The organism is Photorhabdus temperata (assembly GCF_025384845.1).
In the GTDB taxonomy this organism is placed as follows: domain Bacteria; phylum Pseudomonadota; class Gammaproteobacteria; order Enterobacterales; family Enterobacteriaceae; genus Photorhabdus; species Photorhabdus temperata.
Map to the genome: position 1 here is coordinate 54815 of NZ_JAJAFX010000008.1, position 19297 is coordinate 74111.

Here is a 19297-nt window from a genome sequence, read left to right on the forward strand (position 1 = left end):
TTCGATTGTTATCATAACAATAGATTGCCCCACAGTAAGGTGCGGGCATTTTTATAATTTTATAAAAAATAAACGACTTTATTTCAGGCACAGCAATGACTGACTACTTCCTTTTATTTGTCGGAACCGTATTGGTTAACAATTTCGTTCTGGTGAAATTTCTCGGCTTATGCCCTTTCATGGGTGTGTCTAAAAAGCTGGAAACCGCCATCGGAATGGGATTTGCGACCACATTCGTTATGACATTGGCCTCAGTATGTTCATGGCTGGTGAATACCTTTATTTTACTGCCACTGGACTTAATCTATCTGCGTACCCTGAGTTTCATTCTTGTTATTGCCGTTGTGGTGCAATTCACAGAACTCGTTGTACGTAAAACCAGCCCGACGCTATACCGGTTACTGGGTATTTTCCTGCCGTTGATTACAACTAACTGTGCTGTGCTGGGTGTGGCGCTGCTGAATATCAATCAATCACACGATTTTCTACAATCCGCTATCTATGGATTCGGCGCTGCCGCGGGTTTTTCTCTGGTGATGGTACTGTTTGCCGCTATTCGTGAACGCCTGGCTGTTGCCGATGTACCCGCACCTTTCAAAGGTTCATCTATCGGTCTGATTACCGCAGGATTAATGTCCCTGGCTTTTATGGGTTTTAGTGGTTTGGTGAAGTTCTGATGATATCGTTATGGATTGCTATTGGTGCGCTAAGTGCACTAGGGTTAATTTTTGGGTTAATCCTGGGTTTTGCTGCCCGTCGTTTTCAAGTGGAAGAAGATCCTATCGTTGAAAACATTGATGATATTTTGCCTCAAAGCCAGTGTGGACAATGTGGTTATCCTGGCTGCCGCCCTTATGCCGAAGCAGTGGCGAATAATGGCGAAATGATTAACAAATGCGCGCCTGGCGGCGAACAAGTCATGCTGAAAATCTCAGAGCTGCTTGGTATCGATCCACAACCACTGGATGGTGATGACAGCATAAAAAACCCTGTTCGCAAAGTCGCATTTGTTGATGAAGAGAATTGCATTGGCTGCACTAAATGTATTCAGGCATGCCCTGTAGACGCTATCGTTGGTGCAACCCGCGCCATGCATACCGTTGTTGAAGATTTATGTACCGGATGCGACCTGTGCGTTGCTCCTTGCCCGACAGACTGTATTACGATGATCCCTGTGGCAACAACTACTGCGAACTGGAAGTGGGATTTAAAAACCATTCCGGTAAAAAATATCACTGTTCAGTCATCCCAGGCAGCTTCCGTTAACAGTATCCCGGTTAAAAACATTGAGGTTGAACACCATGCTTAATTTGTTCAATTTACTCAACAAAAACAAAATCTGGGATTTTGAAGGTGGTATTCACCCACCTGAAATGAAGTTGCAATCCAGCCAGACCCCATTGCGCATTGCGCCACTGCCGGACGAGTTAATCATTCCGCTGCAACAACATTTGGGTACCGAAGGCGAATTGCTGGTTAAAGCCGGTGATAAAGTGCTTAAAGGCCAACCTCTGACGTTTGGCACTGGCCGTACCGTACCGGTTCATGCATCAACGTCCGGCACTATCATTGCCATTGAACCGTGCATAACAGCGCACCCATCCGGGTTGAAAGAGTTGTGTGTCCGTTTGCTCCCTAATGGTGCAGATCAATGGTGCAAACGCGTTCAGACACCTGATTATCAATCACTTGACACAGACACAATCCTTAACCGCATCCATCAGGCAGGTATCGCTGGTTTAGGTGGCGCTGGCTTTCCTACCGCCGCCAAACTGCAAAGTGGCCGGCATGGTATCAAGACGTTGATCATCAATGCCGCAGAATGCGAGCCTTATATTACCGCTGATGACCGTTTAATGCAGGAACATGCGGACGAACTTATTGAAGGCATTCGTATTCTGGAACATCTGCTTAAACCGGAGCAGATTCTGATAGGTATCGAAGATAATAAACCAGAAGCAATAAAAGCACTGAGAACCGCGCTAAACGGCGATAAATCTATTATCGTCCGGGTTATTCCGACCAAATACCCTTCCGGGGGCGCGAAACAGCTGACCAAGATTTTGACCGGTAAAGAAGTGCCTTCCGGTGGCCGTTCCTCTGCTATCGGCGTTCTGATGCAAAACGTCGGGACTGTAGTTGCGATCAAACGAGCCATTATTGACGGTGAACCTTTGATTGAACGTGTCGTCACCCTTACCGGCGAAGCAGTCGCTTCACCGGGTAACTTTTGGGCGCGACTCGGTACTCCAGTACAATTTCTTCTCCAATTAGCCGATTTTCAACCACAATCAGAACAGATGGTGATTATGGGTGGCCCTCTGATGGGATTCACTCTGCCTGACTTGAATGCACCGATTGTAAAAATCAGTAACTGTATTCTGGCGCCATCACATCAGGAAATGGATTCGAATACAGCGGAAGAGGCTTGTATCCGTTGTGGGTTATGTGTGGAAGCCTGCCCTGCCAATTTATTGCCACAACAGCTCTATTGGTTCAGCCGTGGACAAGAGCATGAGAAAGCCAGAGATCACAACCTGTTCGACTGTATTGAATGTGGCGCCTGTGCTTATGTCTGCCCGAGTAATATTCCTCTGGTGCAATATTACCGCCAGGAGAAAGCTGAAATTCGGGCTTTGGATCAGGAGAACCTCCGTTCAGCCGAAGCCAAAATTCGTTTCGAAGCTAAACAAGCTCGTATGGAACGGGAGAAACTGGCCCGTGAAGGACGACATAAAAAAGCCGCTGTCCAGATCGATAATACAGATAAAAGTGCTGTGCAAGCCGCGCTCTCTCGTGTGAAGGAAAAACAGGCTGACGCTGGCAAAGTTGTTTCTATAGAACCGGGACAAGCGCCAGACAATTCAGCAGCCATCGCTGCCCGTCAGGCAAGAAAAGAACAGCTTCGTGCTCGTCAGGCAGAAAAACAGGCTACTGAAAATATCAATACTGTTACACCTGATACACCTGAACCAGCAGGTTCAGAAGATCCTCGTAAAGCCGCATTAGCAGCCGCGATTGCCAGAGCTAAAGCGAAGAAAATCGCCCAAAGTCAGGAAGTGACACCGTCACTAGAAACAATAGAACCAGAATCTACCGCTGATGAAAAGCAAGATCCGCGTAAAGATGCAGTCGCGGCTGCCATTGCCCGTGTTAAAGCCAAGAAAGCTCAAACACAGCAAGCAACCGACATTCAGGCAGAAGCACCACCAGCAGAAGAAACTGATCCGCGCAAAGCTGCCGTTGCCGCCGCTATCGCCAGAGTTAAGGCAAAGAAAGCCGCTCAGGAACAACAGAAAATTTCAACAGAATAGTGATTGTTATCAATGAAATTCAGGCCCGTTCAAACTGACAATAAAAAGCTAAAAGTCGCAAGTTCGCCTTTTACACACAATCAGCAAAGCACCAGCCGTATTATGCTGTGGGTTGTGCTGGCAGCGATACCCGGTATTGCGGTACAAACTTACTTTTTTAGCTACGGTACATTGTTCCAGATCCTGCTTGCAGTTATTACTGCCCTGCTGGCGGAATCATTTGCTCTGTCTCTGCGTAAACAATCGATTATGACGCGTTTGCAGGATAATTCCGCGTTGCTGACAGGCTTACTTTTGGGAATCAGTCTGCCGCCACTGGCTCCTTGGTGGCTGATTGTATTGGGAACAGCTTTTGCAGTGATCATTGCCAAACACCTGTATGGTGGTCTTGGTCAGAACCCGTTCAACCCGGCAATGGTTGGTTATGTCGTGCTGCTAATATCATTCCCGGTGCAAATGACCAGTTGGTTGCCGCCTATGGATTTGATGGCAGCACAAATCACACCGCTGGACAACCTGACAATGATCTTCACCGGACACACTCCCGATGGAGCAACATTGCAACAGTTGCAGCAAGGTTTCGACGGAATAAGCCAGGCAACACCACTGGATAGTTTTAAAACCGGTTTACTGACTCACAATATTGATGATGTTCTGCGTCAGCCAATATTACAGGGATCTCTGGCAGGCATCGGCTGGCAATGGGTCAACATTGCCTATCTTGTTGGCGGACTTATTATGCTCAACAGAAAGGTTATAAGCTGGCAAATTCCTGTGGCATTTATCGTTATGTTAGGTCTATGTTCACTCACAAGCTGGCTGATTGATCCCAGCCGTTATTCCCCGCCATTATTACAACTGTTTTCTGGTGCAACCATGCTGGGCGCATTTTTCATTGCAACCGATCCGGTCAGTGCATCTACAACCCCCAAGGGCCGTTTAGTTTTCGGCGCAATGATTGGCTTGCTAGTCTGGGTCATCCGTGTTTATGGTGGTTATCCTGATGCGATAGCATTTGCCGTCTTATTGGCGAATATCACCGTGCCGCTGATTGACCATTACACTCAACCCCGTACTTACGGGCATAAATAAGGAGCCGTTATGTTAGAAACAATGCGACGTCACGGCATCACGCTGGCTATTTTCGCTGCAATCACTACCGGACTGACGGCTGTCGTGAATTCACTGACTAAAAGTACCATCGCAGAACAGGCCGCGTTACAGCACAAATCACTGCTTGATCAGGTTGTTCCACCCGCTTTGTATGACAACGATATGCAAAACGAATGTTATCTGGTCAGTTCTGATGCTTTAGGAAACAAATTACCTCATCGTCTCTATCTAGCCCGCAAAAATGGTCTGCCGGTGGCGGCAGCGTTGGAAAGTACAGCACCAGATGGCTATTCAGGGGCTATTCAATTACTGGTCGGAGCAGATTTCTCAGGAAAAGTATTAGGCGTGCGGGTGACAGAACATCATGAAACTCCTGGCCTGGGCGATAAAATTGAAACCCGGATTTCAGACTGGATCAAGGTATTCTCAGGGAAAACCGTAAAATCAGATAATAACCGCCACTGGGCGGTGAAAAAAGATGGTGGTGAGTTTGATCAATTTACCGGCGCCACTATTACCCCACGCGCTGTGGTAAACTCAGTCAAATGGACCACTCTCTATTTACAAACCGTACCTGAACATCTCTCTTCTCTGGAACCCTGTGGAGAAAAATCATGAGTGAAACCAAAAACTTATTTACCCAAGGACTGTGGAAAAATAACTCCGCTTTAGTACAACTGCTGGGATTATGTCCACTGCTGGCGGTGTCTTCCACTGCAACCAATGCGCTTGGTTTAGGGCTGGCAACCACACTGGTTTTGGTCTGTACCAACATTGCGGTGTCCAGCCTGCGTCGTTGGGTCCCCAATGAAATCCGCATTCCAATTTATGTCATGATAATCGCTTCGGTTGTCAGTACCGTACAAATGCTGATTAACGCCTACGCTTTTGGCCTGTATGAATCACTGGGGATTTTTATTCCGCTGATTGTCACTAACTGTATTGTTATTGGTCGCGCTGAAGCCTATGCTGCCAAAAATCCGGTCATGCCGTCTGCCATTGATGGTTTAGCCATGGGATTAGGCGCCACTTTTGCGCTGTTTGTTCTCGGTGCGATGAGAGAAATTCTCGGCAATGGAACCCTGTTTGATGGCGCTGATCTGCTACTGGGCAATTGGGCTAAAGTGTTACGAATAGAAATCGTTCATATGGATTCCCCTTTCCTGCTGGCTATCTTGCCACCGGGCGCTTTTATTGGCTTGGGGTTAATGCTGGCAGCGAAATACCTGATTGATGAAAAAATGAAAACCAGAGCGATAAAAGAAAAGAGCAATACAGTAGCAATGTCACCAGGACCAGAGAGCTCCATTTAATATGAACAAACAAAAACGTATCGACATTTTAACGCGTTTACGCGATAACAACCCAAAACCAACGACTGAGTTGGTTTTCACCGCCCCCTTTGAGCTGCTTATTTCAGTATTGCTTTCAGCTCAGGCGACAGATGTGAGTGTTAATAAAGCGACAGCGAAACTCTATCCGGTTGCCAATACACCTCAGGCCATTCTTAACCTTGGCGTAGATGGGCTGAAAGAATATATAAAAACCATTGGCCTATATAACACCAAAGCGGAAAACACTATTAAAACCTGCCGGATTTTGCTGGAAAAACATGGTGGTGAAGTTCCTGAGGATCGTGCTGCGTTGGAAGCACTGCCAGGCGTTGGCCGCAAGACAGCCAATGTAGTATTAAACACCGCTTTTGGCTGGCCGACCATTGCTGTAGATACACATATTTTTCGGGTGTGTAACCGTACTCATTTTGCTCCCGGTAAAAATGTTAATGAAGTCGAAAATAAATTACTGCAAGTCGTCCCGGCTGAATTTAAAGTCGATTGCCATCACTGGCTTATTTTACACGGACGTTATACCTGTATAGCCCGTAAACCTCGTTGTGGTTCTTGCATTATTGAAGATTTATGCGAATACGATTGCAAACAAGATCTATAAAAGGCTAAGGGCCGTTGCGGTGAGACGAATAATCGGGAAAAAGATGTTGCACTCACCCTCCCCTTACACCCAATTACAACCAGAAATTCTGCACGCTATCAAGAATATTCAATTTCCAGTTAGCTTATTTTTCATGCTGTCAGTCTTCGACAGATATAATCTTCACATCAAATATTTGCTCGACAACCATCTTTGGTGACGTCGATAAAGACCAAACAGAGAAGTACAATACACCTGTCAAAAGAACAAATAACAATGAACCAGCAGCACCTTTGATAATATCTAATATATGGTTAGGTTTAATATTATTCAGTTCAGAATGAACTTTTGCTGAAAAGAATGCTTCCCTTTCCTCAAGATCTTCCTCAAGAACATCAGCCAGAAACCTCTCTGTCAACACAGTAGCCTCACTACGGTAAAACTCAAGTTGTGCAGGAGACATCGATAATTCATTGAAAGGCTGAAGATCTCTATCTATTGGGTCTCTTTGATGTTTTTGTTTAAAATCCTTAATAAACTGGATTTTTTGACGTTTGTAGACAGAAATAGGAAATTATCCCATGAATATCATCATCCGAGTCTACCAGCTGTTCATAGATATAATTATATTCTTTAGCCACAACACCACACTAACCTTTAGGATGCCTAACAGACTGAGAAGCCGAGCGCCATGCTGCTTTCAGCTCTTCACCAGATTTCTTCAAAGCATGATTACTAAACCCATAAATAGTACTGGCACGATTTGAAGGTTCCACCTGGCGCCTTAAAATACCTCTCGCAGCACGCTTTACTGCCGTTGTGGTAAAGTTTGAATTTACTTTGTTCATAAGCCACTCCAACGAAAAACCGTACCATATTATCACATAATGGCCGCACTTCTGAATGCCAGATCGTAAAAACTCAGACTGCCAGTTGATTTATTTGGCAAATGAGATTTTCAACTTTGACTACATTATATTGCTTTTAAGTTTAAAGAAAAAGTTTACCCTGAGTAATTATTGTAATTTTCATTGCAAAATCCATACTGTTTTATGCTATTTTGAAGATGTTACTTGCTCGACACCGCTGATTCGCGTAAAAATGTTATTCCAAAACTATCTGATAATAACCCTCAACTTTCTCCGGATATTATGTTTCAAAACAATCCGCTGCTTGCACAGCTAAAACAGCAACTTCATTCCCAGACACTCCGCGTAGAGGGCCTTGTAAAAGGCACAGAAAAAGGTTTCGGATTTCTGGAAGTCGATGGGCAAAAAAGCTATTTCATTCCGCCTCCACAAATGAAAAAAGTGATGCATGGCGATCGGGTTACCGCCGCTATTCATACTGATAAAGAAAGAGAGATCGCCGAACCAGAAACCTTGGTCGAGCCATTTCTGAGTCGCTTCGTTGGCCGTATCCAGAAAAAAGAAAATGACAACCGTCTATGGATCGTTCCTGATCACCCTCTGCTAAAAGACGCCATCCCTTGCCGCCCGGCTAATCAAGTCACTCATCCGTTTCAAAACGGTGACTGGGCCGTCGCTGAAATGCGCCATCATCCTCTGAAAGGAAGCCGTGGCTTTCATGCAGAAATTACCGGCTATATCACCGAAGGCGACAATCACTATGCACCCTGGTGGGTAACACTGACCCGTCATAATCTGGAACGTAATGCGCCAGAGATGACTGCCGATTGCCAATTGAATGATGGCGATCTTGAGCGGATAGACTTAACTTCTCTGGATTTTGTTACTATCGACAGTGCGACCACAGAAGATATGGACGACGCTTTGCATGTCGCCAAACAAGATGACGGCAGCCTGAAACTCAGCATAGCCATTGCTGATCCAACAGCTTATATCGCAACTGACAGCGAACTGGACAAAATTGCCCATCAACGCGCTTTCACTAACTACCTGCCAGGTTTCAACATCCCCATGCTGCCGCGCGATCTGTCAGAAAACTTATGTTCTCTGCGTCCGAATGAGCGCCGCCCTGCATTGGTTTGTCAGGTGTCTATTCTTGAAGATGGTCAGCTTGGTGACGATATCGCGTTTTTCTCTACCTGGGTTGAATCAAAAGCGAAGCTGGTTTACGACGAAGTTTCTGACTGGCTGGAAGGAAAAGGTACCTGGAAACCTGCTTCTGAATCCATTACAACTCAAATCAATCTCTTAAAAGAAATGAGTGAACGCCGTAACCAATGGCGCCACCAACATGCCCTTATTTTCAAAGATCGCCCTGATTACCGCTTTATTCTTGATGAAAATGGTTATGTGCTGGATATCGTCGTAGAACAACGTCGTGCATCAAACCGTATTGTCGAAGAAGCTATGATCACTTCTAACCTGTGCGCGGCAAAAATACTGCGCGATAAATTAGGCTTTGGCGTCTACAATGTCCATACCGGTTTTGAGCCACTCCAGATTGAACAAGTGGTTGAATTACTGAAAGAAAATGGTATCGAAGAAAATGCAGAAGAGTTGCTGACACTGGATGGCTTCTGCAAATTACGCCGTGAATTGGATAAACAGCCAACACAATTCCTTGATAGCCGTATTCGCCGTTTCCAGACTTTTGCAGAAATTAAACCTGAACCTGGTCCCCATTTTGGCCTCGGTTTTGATGCTTACGCCACTTGGACATCACCAATCCGTAAATACAGCGATATGGTTAACCATCGCTTACTGAAAGCAATTATTCAAAAAACGGATGCAGAAAAACCAGCAGAAGAAACCTGCCTGCAACTGGCTGAACGTCGCCGCCTGAACCGTATGGCTGAACGCGATGTGGGTGATTGGCTATATGCGCGTTTCCTGCAACCCCATGCAGGAACCGAGCAACAATTTACCGCAGAGATCATTGATATTACCCGCGGTGGTTTGCGTGTCCGGCTGGTAGATAATGGCGCGGTCGCCTTTATACCGGCGCCATTCCTACATTCTGTGCGTGATGAACTGCAATGTAGTCAAGAGACAGGCACCGTGATTATCAAAGGTGAAACCGCTTACCAATTGAATGACATTATCGACGTCCGTATCGAAGAGGTAAGAATGGAAACGCGCAATATCGTCGCGCGTCCCACTGCCTGATTTCTCTCATAAAACCTTTCTAAATCAAACTACAGCGATTAAGCTGTAGTTTGTATTTAAAAAATCAGCTCTCAGAAGCCAAAAATTACATCATATTCTGTTCTACACGGGGTGTCACAATGTTGAACCAGAATGGGAAATTATCCAGCATACCAAGGAACTCATTAAACTTAGCGCGCTCTCCCTTAATTTCCACATTCCGTTTTTTTACCTCATTATCAAATTCTTCTTTACCCAAGTGAATTTTATCCAGAATAGCTTTGGTTAACGTCAATGTAACATCAGCCTGTGCCACCTGCTTATCCGTATAATTCAGCACCCCATTTTCCACGGTCAGTGTATAACGCTTATTGAGATCGGTAAGATTAATATTCATCACCCATTTTTTACCGGCAGCTTTAGGCCCATTCAGCCGCACGGCCAAATAATCAAATAACATCTCCGGTGATATGGCACGAATCGTATCCGGGCTGCCAGCATTCAAGCCGCCAGACTTTGGTACACCATGACGCAGTTCCGATGCGCCCTGCAAATAGATCGAACGCCAAGAATTTGATTCAGATTGATAACCTAATTGCTCATAAGTTTTAGCTAACAATGCCTTCCCTGCCACACTATCGGGGTTAGCAAAAACAACATGCTTAAGCACTTGCGCTACCCAACGATATTCCCCTTTATCAAAATCAGCCTGCGCCCGTTTTATCAACGCAGCTTCACCACCCATATATTCCACATATTTAATCGCAGCAGGTTTCGGCGGCAAGTTATTCAAATCAGAAGGATTTCCACTGTACCAACCCATATAGAACTGATAAACCGCCCGCACATTATGGCTCAGTGCTCCATGATAGCCACGGTTTGGAAAATAACGTGCAAGCTCTGATGGCAATCTAAGCATCTCGGAAATTTCTTCACCGGTGTAGCCTTTATTCATCAGATTCACTGTTTGGTCATGCATATATTTGTATAAGTCACGTTGTTTCTTGAAATAATCCACCACACGCTCTTTACCCCACATCGGCCATTGGTGGCTCTGGAATTTTACCTCGACTTGATCCCCATATAACTCAATAACTTGATCAATATATTTCGACCAGGCTAAAGCGTTACGTACCTGAACACCTCGTAACGACAAAATATTATGCATGGTATTCGTGGTATTTTCCGCCATCCACATCGCTTTCCATTGTGGAAACCAAGTATTCATCTCTGCGGGAGCTTCCGTGCCAGGCGTCACCTGGAACACCATATCCACACCATCAATCGTCACTTTTTCACCCGTGAGCTTGATAGTACGTGTTGGAGGGATCAACGTTACCGTTCCACCCGCAGATTCCGCACTCAAACCTGTCCCTACATGCCCCTGTGGAGTCCGTGGCAACACAGAACCAAACATATAAACAGCCCGACGGCTCATAGCATTACCGGCAATCACCTTCTCACTGGCAGCCTGCTCCATAAAACCTTCTGGCGCAATAATTTGCACTTTTCCTGCTTTAACATCATCCTCGTTAACAATACCGCGTACACCCCCGTAATGATCAACGTGAGAATGGCTATAAATCACACTGACCACCTGTTTCTTACCCAAGTGTTTACTGACCAGATCGTAGGCTGCTTTTGCTGCTTCAATGGATGTAGCCGGATCTAAAACAATCCACCCGGTATCTCCCGCAATAAAGGTCACATTAGCCAGGTCATAACCACGCACTTGATAAATACGATCGCTCACTTTATAGAGCCCATATTCCACATTAAGTTGTGCATTACGCCACAAGCTAGGGTTAACGGTATCTGGAGCCGGTGCTTTATCGGTAATAAATTTACGATAACTATCAAGATCTAATATGACTTTACCTTTATCATCACGAATAATCAGAGAATCAGGTCTGGCAATAAGACCTCGTTTAGCATCATCAAAATCAGATTTATCGTTAAATGGTAACGTTGATGCCATTTCAGCATTAACTTGTTTAGTGATTTCAGTAGCTGGAAGGGAAAGTTTATCGTGACTAAATGATGAAGAACTAAAAATGGCAAACGATACTGCGGTTGAAATAGTTAATAAGCATTTGTAATTCATAAGATATTATTCCTTTAGACATATTAATTAGGTTATTAAACCAGAAGTAACTTTATCCATAAAAACCAAACGATATGAATCATAGCCTGGTAATAATAGATAGTAATATGGAAATAAGTAAAGGAAACAAATCCAAGTTATCCCTATTAGAATCACAACAAAAAATATTTGCCATTATAGTAAAACTATAAATAACGACATTAATCGCCATTCTTCGTTATTAAAACCTAATAACCTGACATATTAAACCTGAGAAAATAATTATACGTAATCCTCTGTTAACAAATCGCTTTGCCGAAACTTGTCATTATTTATATATCAAAATTTATAACACACTATTTATTCATCCTTTTATAGAAAAATATAACCATGTGATTGCAAAATAATTTACATTGTGATTATTCTATTGATTGATAATTTTAAACATTAATAATTGATATTTGAAATTGATTTGAGTTGACTATAATCCAACGTGATCATCAATGTGATCTCAAATTCACCGAATAACGTTTCTATATGAAGAGTAACCAAGAAAAACCAGGTTAGTGCGGTAGCTATTGTCTATAGCTACCGCACTAATAAAAACAAAGCAATAATCGCTTTTAATTCGCAATATAAATGAAAAATAAAGGAAATAATTATGGCTACAACTACAGATCAAATCGCTGTTGACTATCCGATTCCTACTTATCGATTTGTCGTCTCCGTTGGTGATGAACAAATCCCTTTCAACAACGTTTCGGGACTGGATATTACTTATGACGTTATCGAGTATAAAGATGGTACCGGTAATTACTATAAAATGCCGGGCCAACGTCAGTTAATCAATATTACGCTACGTAAAGGCGTATTCCCTGGGGATACTAAACTTTTTGACTGGCTTAATTCCATTCAGCTTAATCAGGTTGAGAAAAAAGACGTTGCCATTAACCTGACCAATGAAGCCGGTACCGAAATTTTAATGACCTGGAGCGTAGCAAATGCGTTCCCAACCTCATTAACCTCCCCTTCTTTTGATGCCACCAGCAATGATATTGCGGTTCAAGAAATAAAACTTACTGCGGATCGGGTAACCATTCAGGCAGCTTAAAGCATTTATGCAAAATACCGCCCAATAATTGGAGGCAATATATGACAACAACAACTTATCCCGGTGTTTATATTGAAGAAGACGCCTCGCTGTCACTTTCTGTTCGCTCTAGTGCAACGGCAGTGCCTGTTTTTGCTGCCGCAGATGGCAATTTACCTAATACTCCTACCAGAGTTAATAGTTGGTTGGAATATCTGACACGAAAAGAAGATAAAAAATTCGATCCCACCAATAAGCTTGATGTCGCACTGCGCGCTTATTTTATTAATGGAGGTGGATATAGCTATCTCGTAAAAACGAGTGAATTAACAAATCAAGTTCCAAAGCTTGACGATGTAACATTACTGGTTGCTGCTGGAGAAAATATTACCACTGCCGCAGCTGAACTTTGTATATCAGGCAAAGGATTATTTGCTATTTTTGATGGCCCGCAGAATGATACCAATATAAAAGAACCAGACACAGTACTCCAACCTTATACTGCTACCCATTATGGCGCAGTTTATTATCCCTGGCTGACCGCTAAATGGGGAGAAAATAAAACCTACGTTGATATTCCACCCAGCGCAGTCATGGCCGGTATTTATGCCAGTGTCGATAATAGTCGAGGTGTTTGGAAAGCGCCGGCTAATGTCCCTATTCAAGGCGGATTACAACCTAAATACCCGGTGACTGACGACCTGCAAGCGCAATATAACAATGGTAAAGCGATAAATATGATCCGTACCTTTCCTAAGAGCGGCACGCTGGTTTGGGGAGCCAGAACCCTTGATGACAGTAATAACTGGCGTTATATCCCGGTTCGCCGCCTGTTTAACAGCGCAGAACGAGACATTAAAAATGCCATGAGTTTCGCGGTATTTGAACCCAACAGCCAACCAACCTGGAAAGCCGTACATCGGGCTATCGATAATTATCTCTATGCCCTCTGGCAACAAGGCGGACTGGCAGGCGACAAAGCTGAACAGGCTTACTTTGTTCAAATCGGTAAAGGCACCACCATGACCGAAGACGATATCAAACAGGGCAGAATGATTGTCAAAGTGGGTATGGCGGCGGTTCGTCCGGCTGAATTCATTATTCTGCAATTTACCCAAAACGTTGCCCAGTCTTAATGGAGCGGTAACTGATTCAGGATCACCGCCTATTTACCCTATTTAAGGAAAACCTCATGGCTTCTGCAACCTATGCCACACCGGGCGTTTATATTGAAGAAGACGCCTCGCTATCGTTATCAATTAACACTAGCCCCACAGCTATTCCCGTTTTTATTGGTAAGTTTTTCAAAAAAAACGGGAGCCAACTGGAAAAAGGGAGCTGTATTAGAATTACCAGTTGGTTGGATTTTACTTCGCAGTTTTCATTATCGCCCGCAGTATCAGTAAAGGCTACAGCTGCGGGTAGTGACCCTAAAACCTATACCTATTCTGCCACTGTTACCGCGACTTCTTACAGTGCCTTTGCTGTACAGCACTATTTTAATAATGGTGGCGGCGTTTGTTATGTATTGCCGTTGATAGAAACTGAACAAAGTGCTGTAACAGCAGAATTAGCAACTCTGCCAGATCTAATTGAAAAACAACAGGAGATTACCTTACTAGTCTGCCCTGAAACGGATATAGAATTAAAACAGAAAGTCTACGATGCGGTAAATTCGCTATTGCAGGCAAAAGTGGGTTACTTCCTGATTGCTGATAGTAAAGACGGGACAGAAAAACCAAGTACCCAGCTAGATAAAACCGCCGTCTATTACCCTGATTTAGTGACCTCTTTTACTTATAGCCGTCCGGCGGATGATAAAATTGTGCTGAACGATTATGAAGGTTCAGCTAATCTGGCCGCACTGAAAACTGCTTCTCCAAAGGAATATGCTGCCGCTAAAAAAACAGTCGATGACAAATTAAGAGCCACTAAAATTATCTTACCCCCAAGTGCCGCAGTCGCGGGTGCCTATGCTGCAACCGATGCCAATCGTGGTGTCTGGAAAGCGCCCGCTAACCTGGCATTGAATAATGCTAAACCGTCTGTGGCGATCACAGATACCACTCAAGGAACCATGAATGATGCGGGTATTAATGTCATCCGTGCCTTTACCGGCAAAGGCACGCTAATTTGGGGAGCCCGCACATTAGATAAAACGGACAATTGGCGCTACATCCCAGTTCGACGTTTATTTAATGCGGCGGAACGGGATATCAAGAAGGCAATGCAATTTGCTGTCTTTGAACCCAATAGCCAGCCAACCTGGAAACGGGTACAAACAGCCATTGACAACTACCTCTATCAACTCTGGCAACAAGGGGCACTCGCGGGAAATAAACCGCAAGAAGCTTATTTTGTTCAGATTGGTAAAGATATCACCATGTCCGAGGATGAAATTAAACAAGGCAAAATGATCGTCAAAGTCGGTATGGCCGCCGTGCGTCCTGCTGAATTTATTATCCTTCAGTTTTCACAAAACGTAGCACAGTAATCGTACTGAGGCGCGGTTTAACGCCGCGTCCATTCAGTCATTAAGCTAAGGAGACAATAATGACAACGGATATAAAACAGCCTGGCGTCACAATAGCGGAAAATTCAATATCTCTGAAACCAAATAATGAATTTATCGGCGTACCGGTTTTTATTGGTTATACCGAAAAAAGCTCAGACAATAAAACAGCTATCAAGCTAAACAACCTTGTCGATTTTCCCCTATCATTTGGTAAGTCAGGATTAATGTATTATTCAGTGCGTCACTTTTTTGACAACGGCGGTCAGCAAGCCTATTTACTGTCATTGGGTCATGATAAATCGTTAACCGATTTTCAATTATTGATCACCGCCCTACAACAGGAGTGGGTGAAACAAGCGATTTCCGCAGAACATGAAATCACGCTAATTATCGCTCCTGATATTACCCGCTTTAACCAAGATGATAGCATTACCCAAGGAATAAAAGCCGGGTTATTAGTACTTGATTTTTTCATAGAACCACTCGGCAGCCTAGGATTAGAGGTTATCACTCACACTAAAAAAGCCCTCTGGCAACAAGCATGGCAATCAATACTCGATCTTTGTAAAAGTCAACGCGGCATCATAGGATTACTGGATGCCCCGGACGATCCAACACTAGCAGCTGATTGCCTGGCTAATTTTTCCTCAAGTGATCGACAATGGGGCGCCGTATACTGGCCTAGGCTGATAAGTACTTATCAGGAGAAAGATAAACATATCGTACTTTCACCTACCGCTGCGGTCGCCGCCGTCATCCAGCGTAATGACAACCAGAAAGGAGTATGGACCGCGCCCGCCAATGTAACTTTAGCCAAGGTGATAAGCCCAGTACGCTCTCATATTGAAGCCGATAAACTCTTTAATCAGGACGGCACCTCACTGAATCTGGTTCGCAGCTTCCCCGGCAAAGGCATTAAAATCTGGGGATGCCGCACCTTGGACAACAAACCCGATTCTCCCTGGCGCTATATCCAAATCCGCCGTTTGGTTTCCTATATTGAAGCCCATATGACCCAACTGGGCCGCGCCTTTGTCTTTGAACCCAATAACGCCATCACCTGGATGAAGTTTAAAGGTCAGGCTTACAACTGGCTGCGTCAGTTATGGTTAAAAGGCGGGCTGCGCGGCACCCAGGAAGATCAAGCATTTGAGCTACTGCTGGGTGTTAACGAATCAATGAGTGAAGCGGATATGCTGGCTGGAAAAATGATCATGAAAATCAGACTGGCCCTGTTAACTCCAGCGGAATTTATCGAGCTGAGTCTGACATTTGATACCCGTACCGGAACCACCAATTAAATTAAACAGGGGCAAAACATGCACAATCTCTACACCCCGTCAGTGTCACATCGTTTTATCGCCAGCTTTCTTTTTAACAATATCCCCAGCCCGCTCGACATCGCCTTTCAACGGATCTCAGGCCTGAGCCGTGAGCTGCAAACCACTCAACACAGCCAGGGCGGGGAAAATGCCAGAAATGTCTGGCTGGCCGAAAAAATCCAGCATGGCAGCCTGGTGCTGGAGCGCGGTGTCATGACGATCACACCGCTAACCTTAGTGTTTGATCGCGTCCTACGCGGCGAAAAAGCGATTTATGCCGATGTCGTCGTCATGCTGCTAAATGAAAAATCTTTACCCGTGGGAAGCTGGACAGTCAGTAACGCGCTACCGGTCCGATGGTCCACCAGCGACTTTGATGCCAATAGCAACGCCGTTTTAGTAAATTCCCTAGAATTACGTTATCAAGATATGCGCTGGTTAGGAGTGAAAGCATGACTATAGAAATTAAGGAACTGATTATTCAGGCCAAAGTCACTGATACTGCGAGTGACCCATTATCCCCCCAAACGCTAGCCCAGGAAAAACTGGATAACGCCCGTCTGATTGACCTGGTGAAACAGGAAGTGCTAGACGCATTGCGTGAAACAGGAGGCTATTATGAGTTTAATTGAACGTGGCCTGTCCAGGCTCACCCTCACCGCCTTCAAAGACCGGGAAGGGAAAGTTTCCGTCGGCAGTTTGCAGGCCATGTATAACCCCGACACGATCCAACTCGATTATCAAACCCGCTATCAACAGGATGAAAGTGTTAACCGTGCCAGCCAAAGCAGCCGCTATGTGTTATCTCAGCCAGCCGGATTGTCATTAATCCTGCTGTTTGATGCATCAATGCCCGGTAATAACACACCAATAGAAACACAACTTGCGACCCTGAAATCCCTGTGTGCGGTAGATGCCAGCACCAAAGTGCCCCACTTCCTAAAAATCAAATGGGGCAAAATGCGCTGGGAAAACAAAGGCTATTTTGCCTGCCGAGCCAATGGCCTCACCATTAATTACACCCTGTTTGATCGGGATGCCACGCCGCTGCGGGCCAGCGCCACCTTATCCTTGGTTGCGGACGAAAGCTTCGTTATTCAGGCTACCGAACGGCAATTAAAATCCCCCCCAGCCACCGCGGTCAGCGTAACCGATATGCTCTCCCTGCCACTGATAGCATTGGGTGCAGGCGCTTCTCTGGCTGGTGGTATCGATTATCTCTCTCTGGCCTGGCAAAACGGCCTGGATAATCTTGATGACTTTACCCCCGGACAAACACTGCAAGCTAAGGGGGATGCATGAAAATACCCACAGTAACCATTAATATAGGTGGTAAAACACTCAATCAATTTACCGTGATCAGTCTGACAACAAACCATCACATCAATGGTATTCCTTCGGCCAACATCACACTGGGCATAGCTGGTGATGCCAATCATATTTTTGACGCCAAGACGCAGGCTGAACTGGCAAGTTGCCGTCCAAGCCATGAACTTATTGTTCAACTCCAAAAAGCCGTGTTGTTTAAGGGAGTCATCGTTCGACAGACGCTTGGGCTTAAAGGTCAGGACAGCATCGTTACTTTGACAGTAAAACATCATCTACAAAAACTAACACATAGCTTTCACTCGCAGCTATTCAATAAACAGAGTGATGAAGCGATTATCAAGAAACTATTCAATCAAAACGGTATCCAAACAAAGATAAAACAAGCGCCTCAACTCAAAACCACTCATGAGCAAATGGTGCAATTTCGTTGCAATGACTGGGCCTTCTTAAAAAGCAGACTGGTTGCCACTAACACCTGGCTGCTGCCCGGTAATGAATCGGTTACGTTGACAACACCTAAGGCCCTGAACCATTCAACTGTGCATACGATCCACCAGCGTGGCAGCGATCAGGACATTGTGCTATTTGAAGCGGATCTGCAATGGAATAACCAACACAGCCCTAAAACAGTGAGTATACGTGCCTGGGATATTGCCCAACAAAAGCTTTCTCAGGGAATTCAGGCGAAAAACAGCGGGCTTGGCAGTCACAAGCTAGCGATAGACAGTATCGAAACCCTGACCAGTCAAGAATGGCAATGGGTTCTCAGCTACCCGCTGGATAATGAACAAACCAAATATCTTGCTCAAGGCATCATGGATAACCTGAGAAGTCACAACGTATCCGGCAGTGTTGAAGTTGAAGGCAATGACCACTATCAACCGGGTGATCTCCTTGCACTAAACGGCTTTGGTCAAGGCATGGATGGTCAGGTAATTATCACCGGCGTCAGTCAGAAGATTAATCAACGACAAGGCTGGCGCACCCGGTTAACCTTAGGTATGCAACCAGACGTGGAACATCCCGTACCGCAAGTTAAAGAACTGCATATCGGTATTGTGGAAAAATACCAAAAAGACAGCCAATCACTGGGCCGTATTCCGGTCAAAATACCGGCCTTAAACCTAACCCAAGGTGTACTTTTTGCCCGCTTGGGTAAACCTTATGCCAGCAACGAAAGTGGATTTTGCTTTTATCCAGAACCGGGGGATGAAGTGATTATCGGTTTCTTTGAGTGCGACCCCCGTTTTCCGGTGATATTAGGTTCCATGCATAATCCTAAAAATAAATCTCCGGTAGAACCCAGTGAGAAAAATCAGATGAAAACCTTAGTTATCAAACAAGGAGATAACAAGCAGGAATTAATATTCGATAATAAAGAAAACACAATGGCACTTAATTCGACTAAAAACCTCATCACTAATGCGCAGGAAATTAAAATACAAGCCGAAAAATCCCTGTCAGCCTCTGGAAAATCAGGGGTAGATATTAAAGGCTCGAAAATTAACTTAACACAATAATAAGGTAT

The 19297-nt window shown here is 44.7% G+C and carries 19 protein-coding genes; 16 read left to right on the plus strand and 3 right to left on the minus strand.

The features are described from left to right. Window positions 1-95: 95 nt before the first annotated feature. The 7 genes from rsxA to nth are packed head-to-tail and all read left to right on the plus strand — an operon-like array spanning window position 96 to window position 6377. On the plus strand, window positions 96-677 hold the full coding sequence (gene rsxA / locus LGZ99_RS04695) for an electron transport complex subunit RsxA (RefSeq protein WP_011146612.1): 582 nt from the start codon (window positions 96-98) through the stop codon (window positions 675-677). Continuing rightward, the gene (rsxB, locus tag LGZ99_RS04700; protein WP_036837183.1) at window positions 677-1309 is read left to right on the plus strand and encodes an electron transport complex subunit RsxB; all 633 of its coding nucleotides are present in this window, start codon (window positions 677-679) and stop codon (window positions 1307-1309) included. The genes rsxA and rsxB overlap by 1 nt, the downstream gene beginning before the upstream one ends. Continuing rightward, window positions 1302-3314 (plus strand): electron transport complex subunit RsxC, encoded by a 2013-nt coding sequence (rsxC, locus tag LGZ99_RS04705; protein WP_036837182.1) that lies wholly within the window; start codon window positions 1302-1304, stop codon window positions 3312-3314. Before rsxB ends, rsxC begins: the two co-directional genes overlap by 8 nt. 12 nt (window positions 3315-3326) lie before the next feature. Continuing rightward, entirely contained in the window at window positions 3327-4406 is a 1080-nt protein-coding gene (gene rsxD / locus LGZ99_RS04710; RefSeq protein ID WP_036837180.1) for an electron transport complex subunit RsxD, read from the plus strand. A 9-nt stretch (window positions 4407-4415) separates the two neighbouring features. Beyond that, window positions 4416-5045, plus strand: a complete 630-nt coding sequence (gene rsxG, locus LGZ99_RS04715) for an electron transport complex subunit RsxG (protein ID WP_036837179.1) — start codon at window positions 4416-4418, stop codon at window positions 5043-5045. Next, a complete protein-coding gene (locus LGZ99_RS04720; RefSeq protein WP_021325415.1) occupies window positions 5042-5740 on the plus strand; it encodes an electron transport complex subunit E in 699 nt (232 codons plus the stop codon). The genes rsxG and LGZ99_RS04720 overlap by 4 nt, the downstream gene beginning before the upstream one ends. Window position 5741: 1 nt before the next feature. Beyond that, window positions 5742-6377, plus strand: coding sequence for an endonuclease III (gene nth / locus LGZ99_RS04725; protein ID WP_036837177.1), 636 nt, complete (start codon window positions 5742-5744; stop codon window positions 6375-6377). A 139-nt stretch (window positions 6378-6516) separates the two neighbouring features. On the opposite strand, the gene LGZ99_RS04730 is transcribed toward nth, so the two are convergent. Both LGZ99_RS04730 and LGZ99_RS04735 read right to left on the minus strand, forming a co-directional pair. Beyond that, entirely contained in the window at window positions 6517-6819 is a 303-nt protein-coding gene (locus LGZ99_RS04730) for a hypothetical protein (RefSeq protein WP_200875265.1), read from the minus strand. A gap of 187 nt (window positions 6820-7006) precedes the next feature. Continuing rightward, entirely contained in the window at window positions 7007-7204 is a 198-nt protein-coding gene (locus LGZ99_RS04735) for a hypothetical protein (protein ID WP_036837176.1), read from the minus strand. 303 nt (window positions 7205-7507) lie between these two features. On the opposite strand from LGZ99_RS04735, the gene LGZ99_RS04740 reads away from it, so the two are divergent. Continuing rightward, window positions 7508-9451, plus strand: a complete 1944-nt coding sequence (locus LGZ99_RS04740) for an exoribonuclease II (protein WP_262978901.1) — start codon at window positions 7508-7510, stop codon at window positions 9449-9451. A gap of 85 nt (window positions 9452-9536) precedes the next feature. On the opposite strand, the gene LGZ99_RS04745 is transcribed toward LGZ99_RS04740, so the two are convergent. Further along, window positions 9537-11534, minus strand: a complete 1998-nt coding sequence (locus tag LGZ99_RS04745) for an alkyl/aryl-sulfatase (protein WP_021325419.1) — start codon at window positions 11532-11534, stop codon at window positions 9537-9539. 640 nt (window positions 11535-12174) lie between these two features. Here LGZ99_RS04745 and LGZ99_RS04750 point away from each other — a divergent pair. The 8 genes from LGZ99_RS04750 to LGZ99_RS04785 are packed head-to-tail and all read left to right on the plus strand — an operon-like array spanning window position 12175 to window position 19289. Then, window positions 12175-12624 carry a phage tail protein gene (locus LGZ99_RS04750; protein ID WP_021325420.1) on the plus strand — a complete coding sequence of 150 codons (450 nt, stop codon included), beginning with the start codon at window positions 12175-12177 and terminating at the stop codon, window positions 12622-12624. A 41-nt stretch (window positions 12625-12665) separates the two neighbouring features. Next, the gene (locus tag LGZ99_RS04755; RefSeq protein WP_036837175.1) at window positions 12666-13739 is read left to right on the plus strand and encodes a phage tail sheath family protein; all 1074 of its coding nucleotides are present in this window, start codon (window positions 12666-12668) and stop codon (window positions 13737-13739) included. Window positions 13740-13795: 56 nt separating this feature from the next. Beyond that, window positions 13796-15097 (plus strand): phage tail sheath family protein, encoded by a 1302-nt coding sequence (locus LGZ99_RS04760; RefSeq protein WP_036837174.1) that lies wholly within the window; start codon window positions 13796-13798, stop codon window positions 15095-15097. Between the two features lie 59 nt (window positions 15098-15156). Continuing rightward, window positions 15157-16419 carry a phage tail sheath family protein gene (locus tag LGZ99_RS04765; RefSeq protein WP_036837172.1) on the plus strand — a complete coding sequence of 421 codons (1263 nt, stop codon included), beginning with the start codon at window positions 15157-15159 and terminating at the stop codon, window positions 16417-16419. A gap of 18 nt (window positions 16420-16437) precedes the next feature. Then, on the plus strand, window positions 16438-16896 hold the full coding sequence (locus LGZ99_RS04770; protein WP_036837170.1) for a phage tail protein: 459 nt from the start codon (window positions 16438-16440) through the stop codon (window positions 16894-16896). Beyond that, on the plus strand, window positions 16893-17072 hold the full coding sequence (locus LGZ99_RS04775) for a DUF5908 family protein (RefSeq protein ID WP_036837168.1): 180 nt from the start codon (window positions 16893-16895) through the stop codon (window positions 17070-17072). Before LGZ99_RS04770 ends, LGZ99_RS04775 begins: the two co-directional genes overlap by 4 nt. Beyond that, window positions 17059-17742, plus strand: coding sequence for a CIS tube protein (locus tag LGZ99_RS04780; protein WP_036837167.1), 684 nt, complete (start codon window positions 17059-17061; stop codon window positions 17740-17742). Before LGZ99_RS04775 ends, LGZ99_RS04780 begins: the two co-directional genes overlap by 14 nt. Continuing rightward, a complete protein-coding gene (locus LGZ99_RS04785) occupies window positions 17739-19289 on the plus strand; it encodes a phage baseplate assembly protein V (RefSeq protein WP_036837165.1) in 1551 nt (516 codons plus the stop codon). The genes LGZ99_RS04780 and LGZ99_RS04785 overlap by 4 nt, the downstream gene beginning before the upstream one ends. Window positions 19290-19297 lie beyond the last annotated feature (8 nt).

Coding starts and splice junctions, on each gene's coding strand:
- rsxA (WP_011146612.1), top strand. CDS start 96: ATGACTGACTACTTCCTTTTATTTGTCGGAACCGTATTGGTTAACAAT.
- rsxB (WP_036837183.1), top strand. CDS start 677: ATGATATCGTTATGGATTGCTATTGGTGCGCTAAGTGCACTAGGGTTA.
- rsxC (WP_036837182.1), top strand. CDS start 1,302: ATGCTTAATTTGTTCAATTTACTCAACAAAAACAAAATCTGGGATTTT.
- rsxD (WP_036837180.1), top strand. CDS start 3,327: ATGAAATTCAGGCCCGTTCAAACTGACAATAAAAAGCTAAAAGTCGCA.
- rsxG (WP_036837179.1), top strand. CDS start 4,416: ATGTTAGAAACAATGCGACGTCACGGCATCACGCTGGCTATTTTCGCT.
- LGZ99_RS04720 (WP_021325415.1), top strand. CDS start 5,042: ATGAGTGAAACCAAAAACTTATTTACCCAAGGACTGTGGAAAAATAAC.
- nth (WP_036837177.1), top strand. CDS start 5,742: ATGAACAAACAAAAACGTATCGACATTTTAACGCGTTTACGCGATAAC.
- LGZ99_RS04730 (WP_200875265.1), bottom strand. CDS start 6,819: ATGTCTCCTGCACAACTTGAGTTTTACCGTAGTGAGGCTACTGTGTTG.
- LGZ99_RS04735 (WP_036837176.1), bottom strand. CDS start 7,204: ATGAACAAAGTAAATTCAAACTTTACCACAACGGCAGTAAAGCGTGCT.
- LGZ99_RS04740 (WP_262978901.1), top strand. CDS start 7,508: ATGTTTCAAAACAATCCGCTGCTTGCACAGCTAAAACAGCAACTTCAT.
- LGZ99_RS04745 (WP_021325419.1), bottom strand. CDS start 11,534: ATGAATTACAAATGCTTATTAACTATTTCAACCGCAGTATCGTTTGCC.
- LGZ99_RS04750 (WP_021325420.1), top strand. CDS start 12,175: ATGGCTACAACTACAGATCAAATCGCTGTTGACTATCCGATTCCTACT.
- LGZ99_RS04755 (WP_036837175.1), top strand. CDS start 12,666: ATGACAACAACAACTTATCCCGGTGTTTATATTGAAGAAGACGCCTCG.
- LGZ99_RS04760 (WP_036837174.1), top strand. CDS start 13,796: ATGGCTTCTGCAACCTATGCCACACCGGGCGTTTATATTGAAGAAGAC.
- LGZ99_RS04765 (WP_036837172.1), top strand. CDS start 15,157: ATGACAACGGATATAAAACAGCCTGGCGTCACAATAGCGGAAAATTCA.
- LGZ99_RS04770 (WP_036837170.1), top strand. CDS start 16,438: ATGCACAATCTCTACACCCCGTCAGTGTCACATCGTTTTATCGCCAGC.
- LGZ99_RS04775 (WP_036837168.1), top strand. CDS start 16,893: ATGACTATAGAAATTAAGGAACTGATTATTCAGGCCAAAGTCACTGAT.
- LGZ99_RS04780 (WP_036837167.1), top strand. CDS start 17,059: ATGAGTTTAATTGAACGTGGCCTGTCCAGGCTCACCCTCACCGCCTTC.
- LGZ99_RS04785 (WP_036837165.1), top strand. CDS start 17,739: ATGAAAATACCCACAGTAACCATTAATATAGGTGGTAAAACACTCAAT.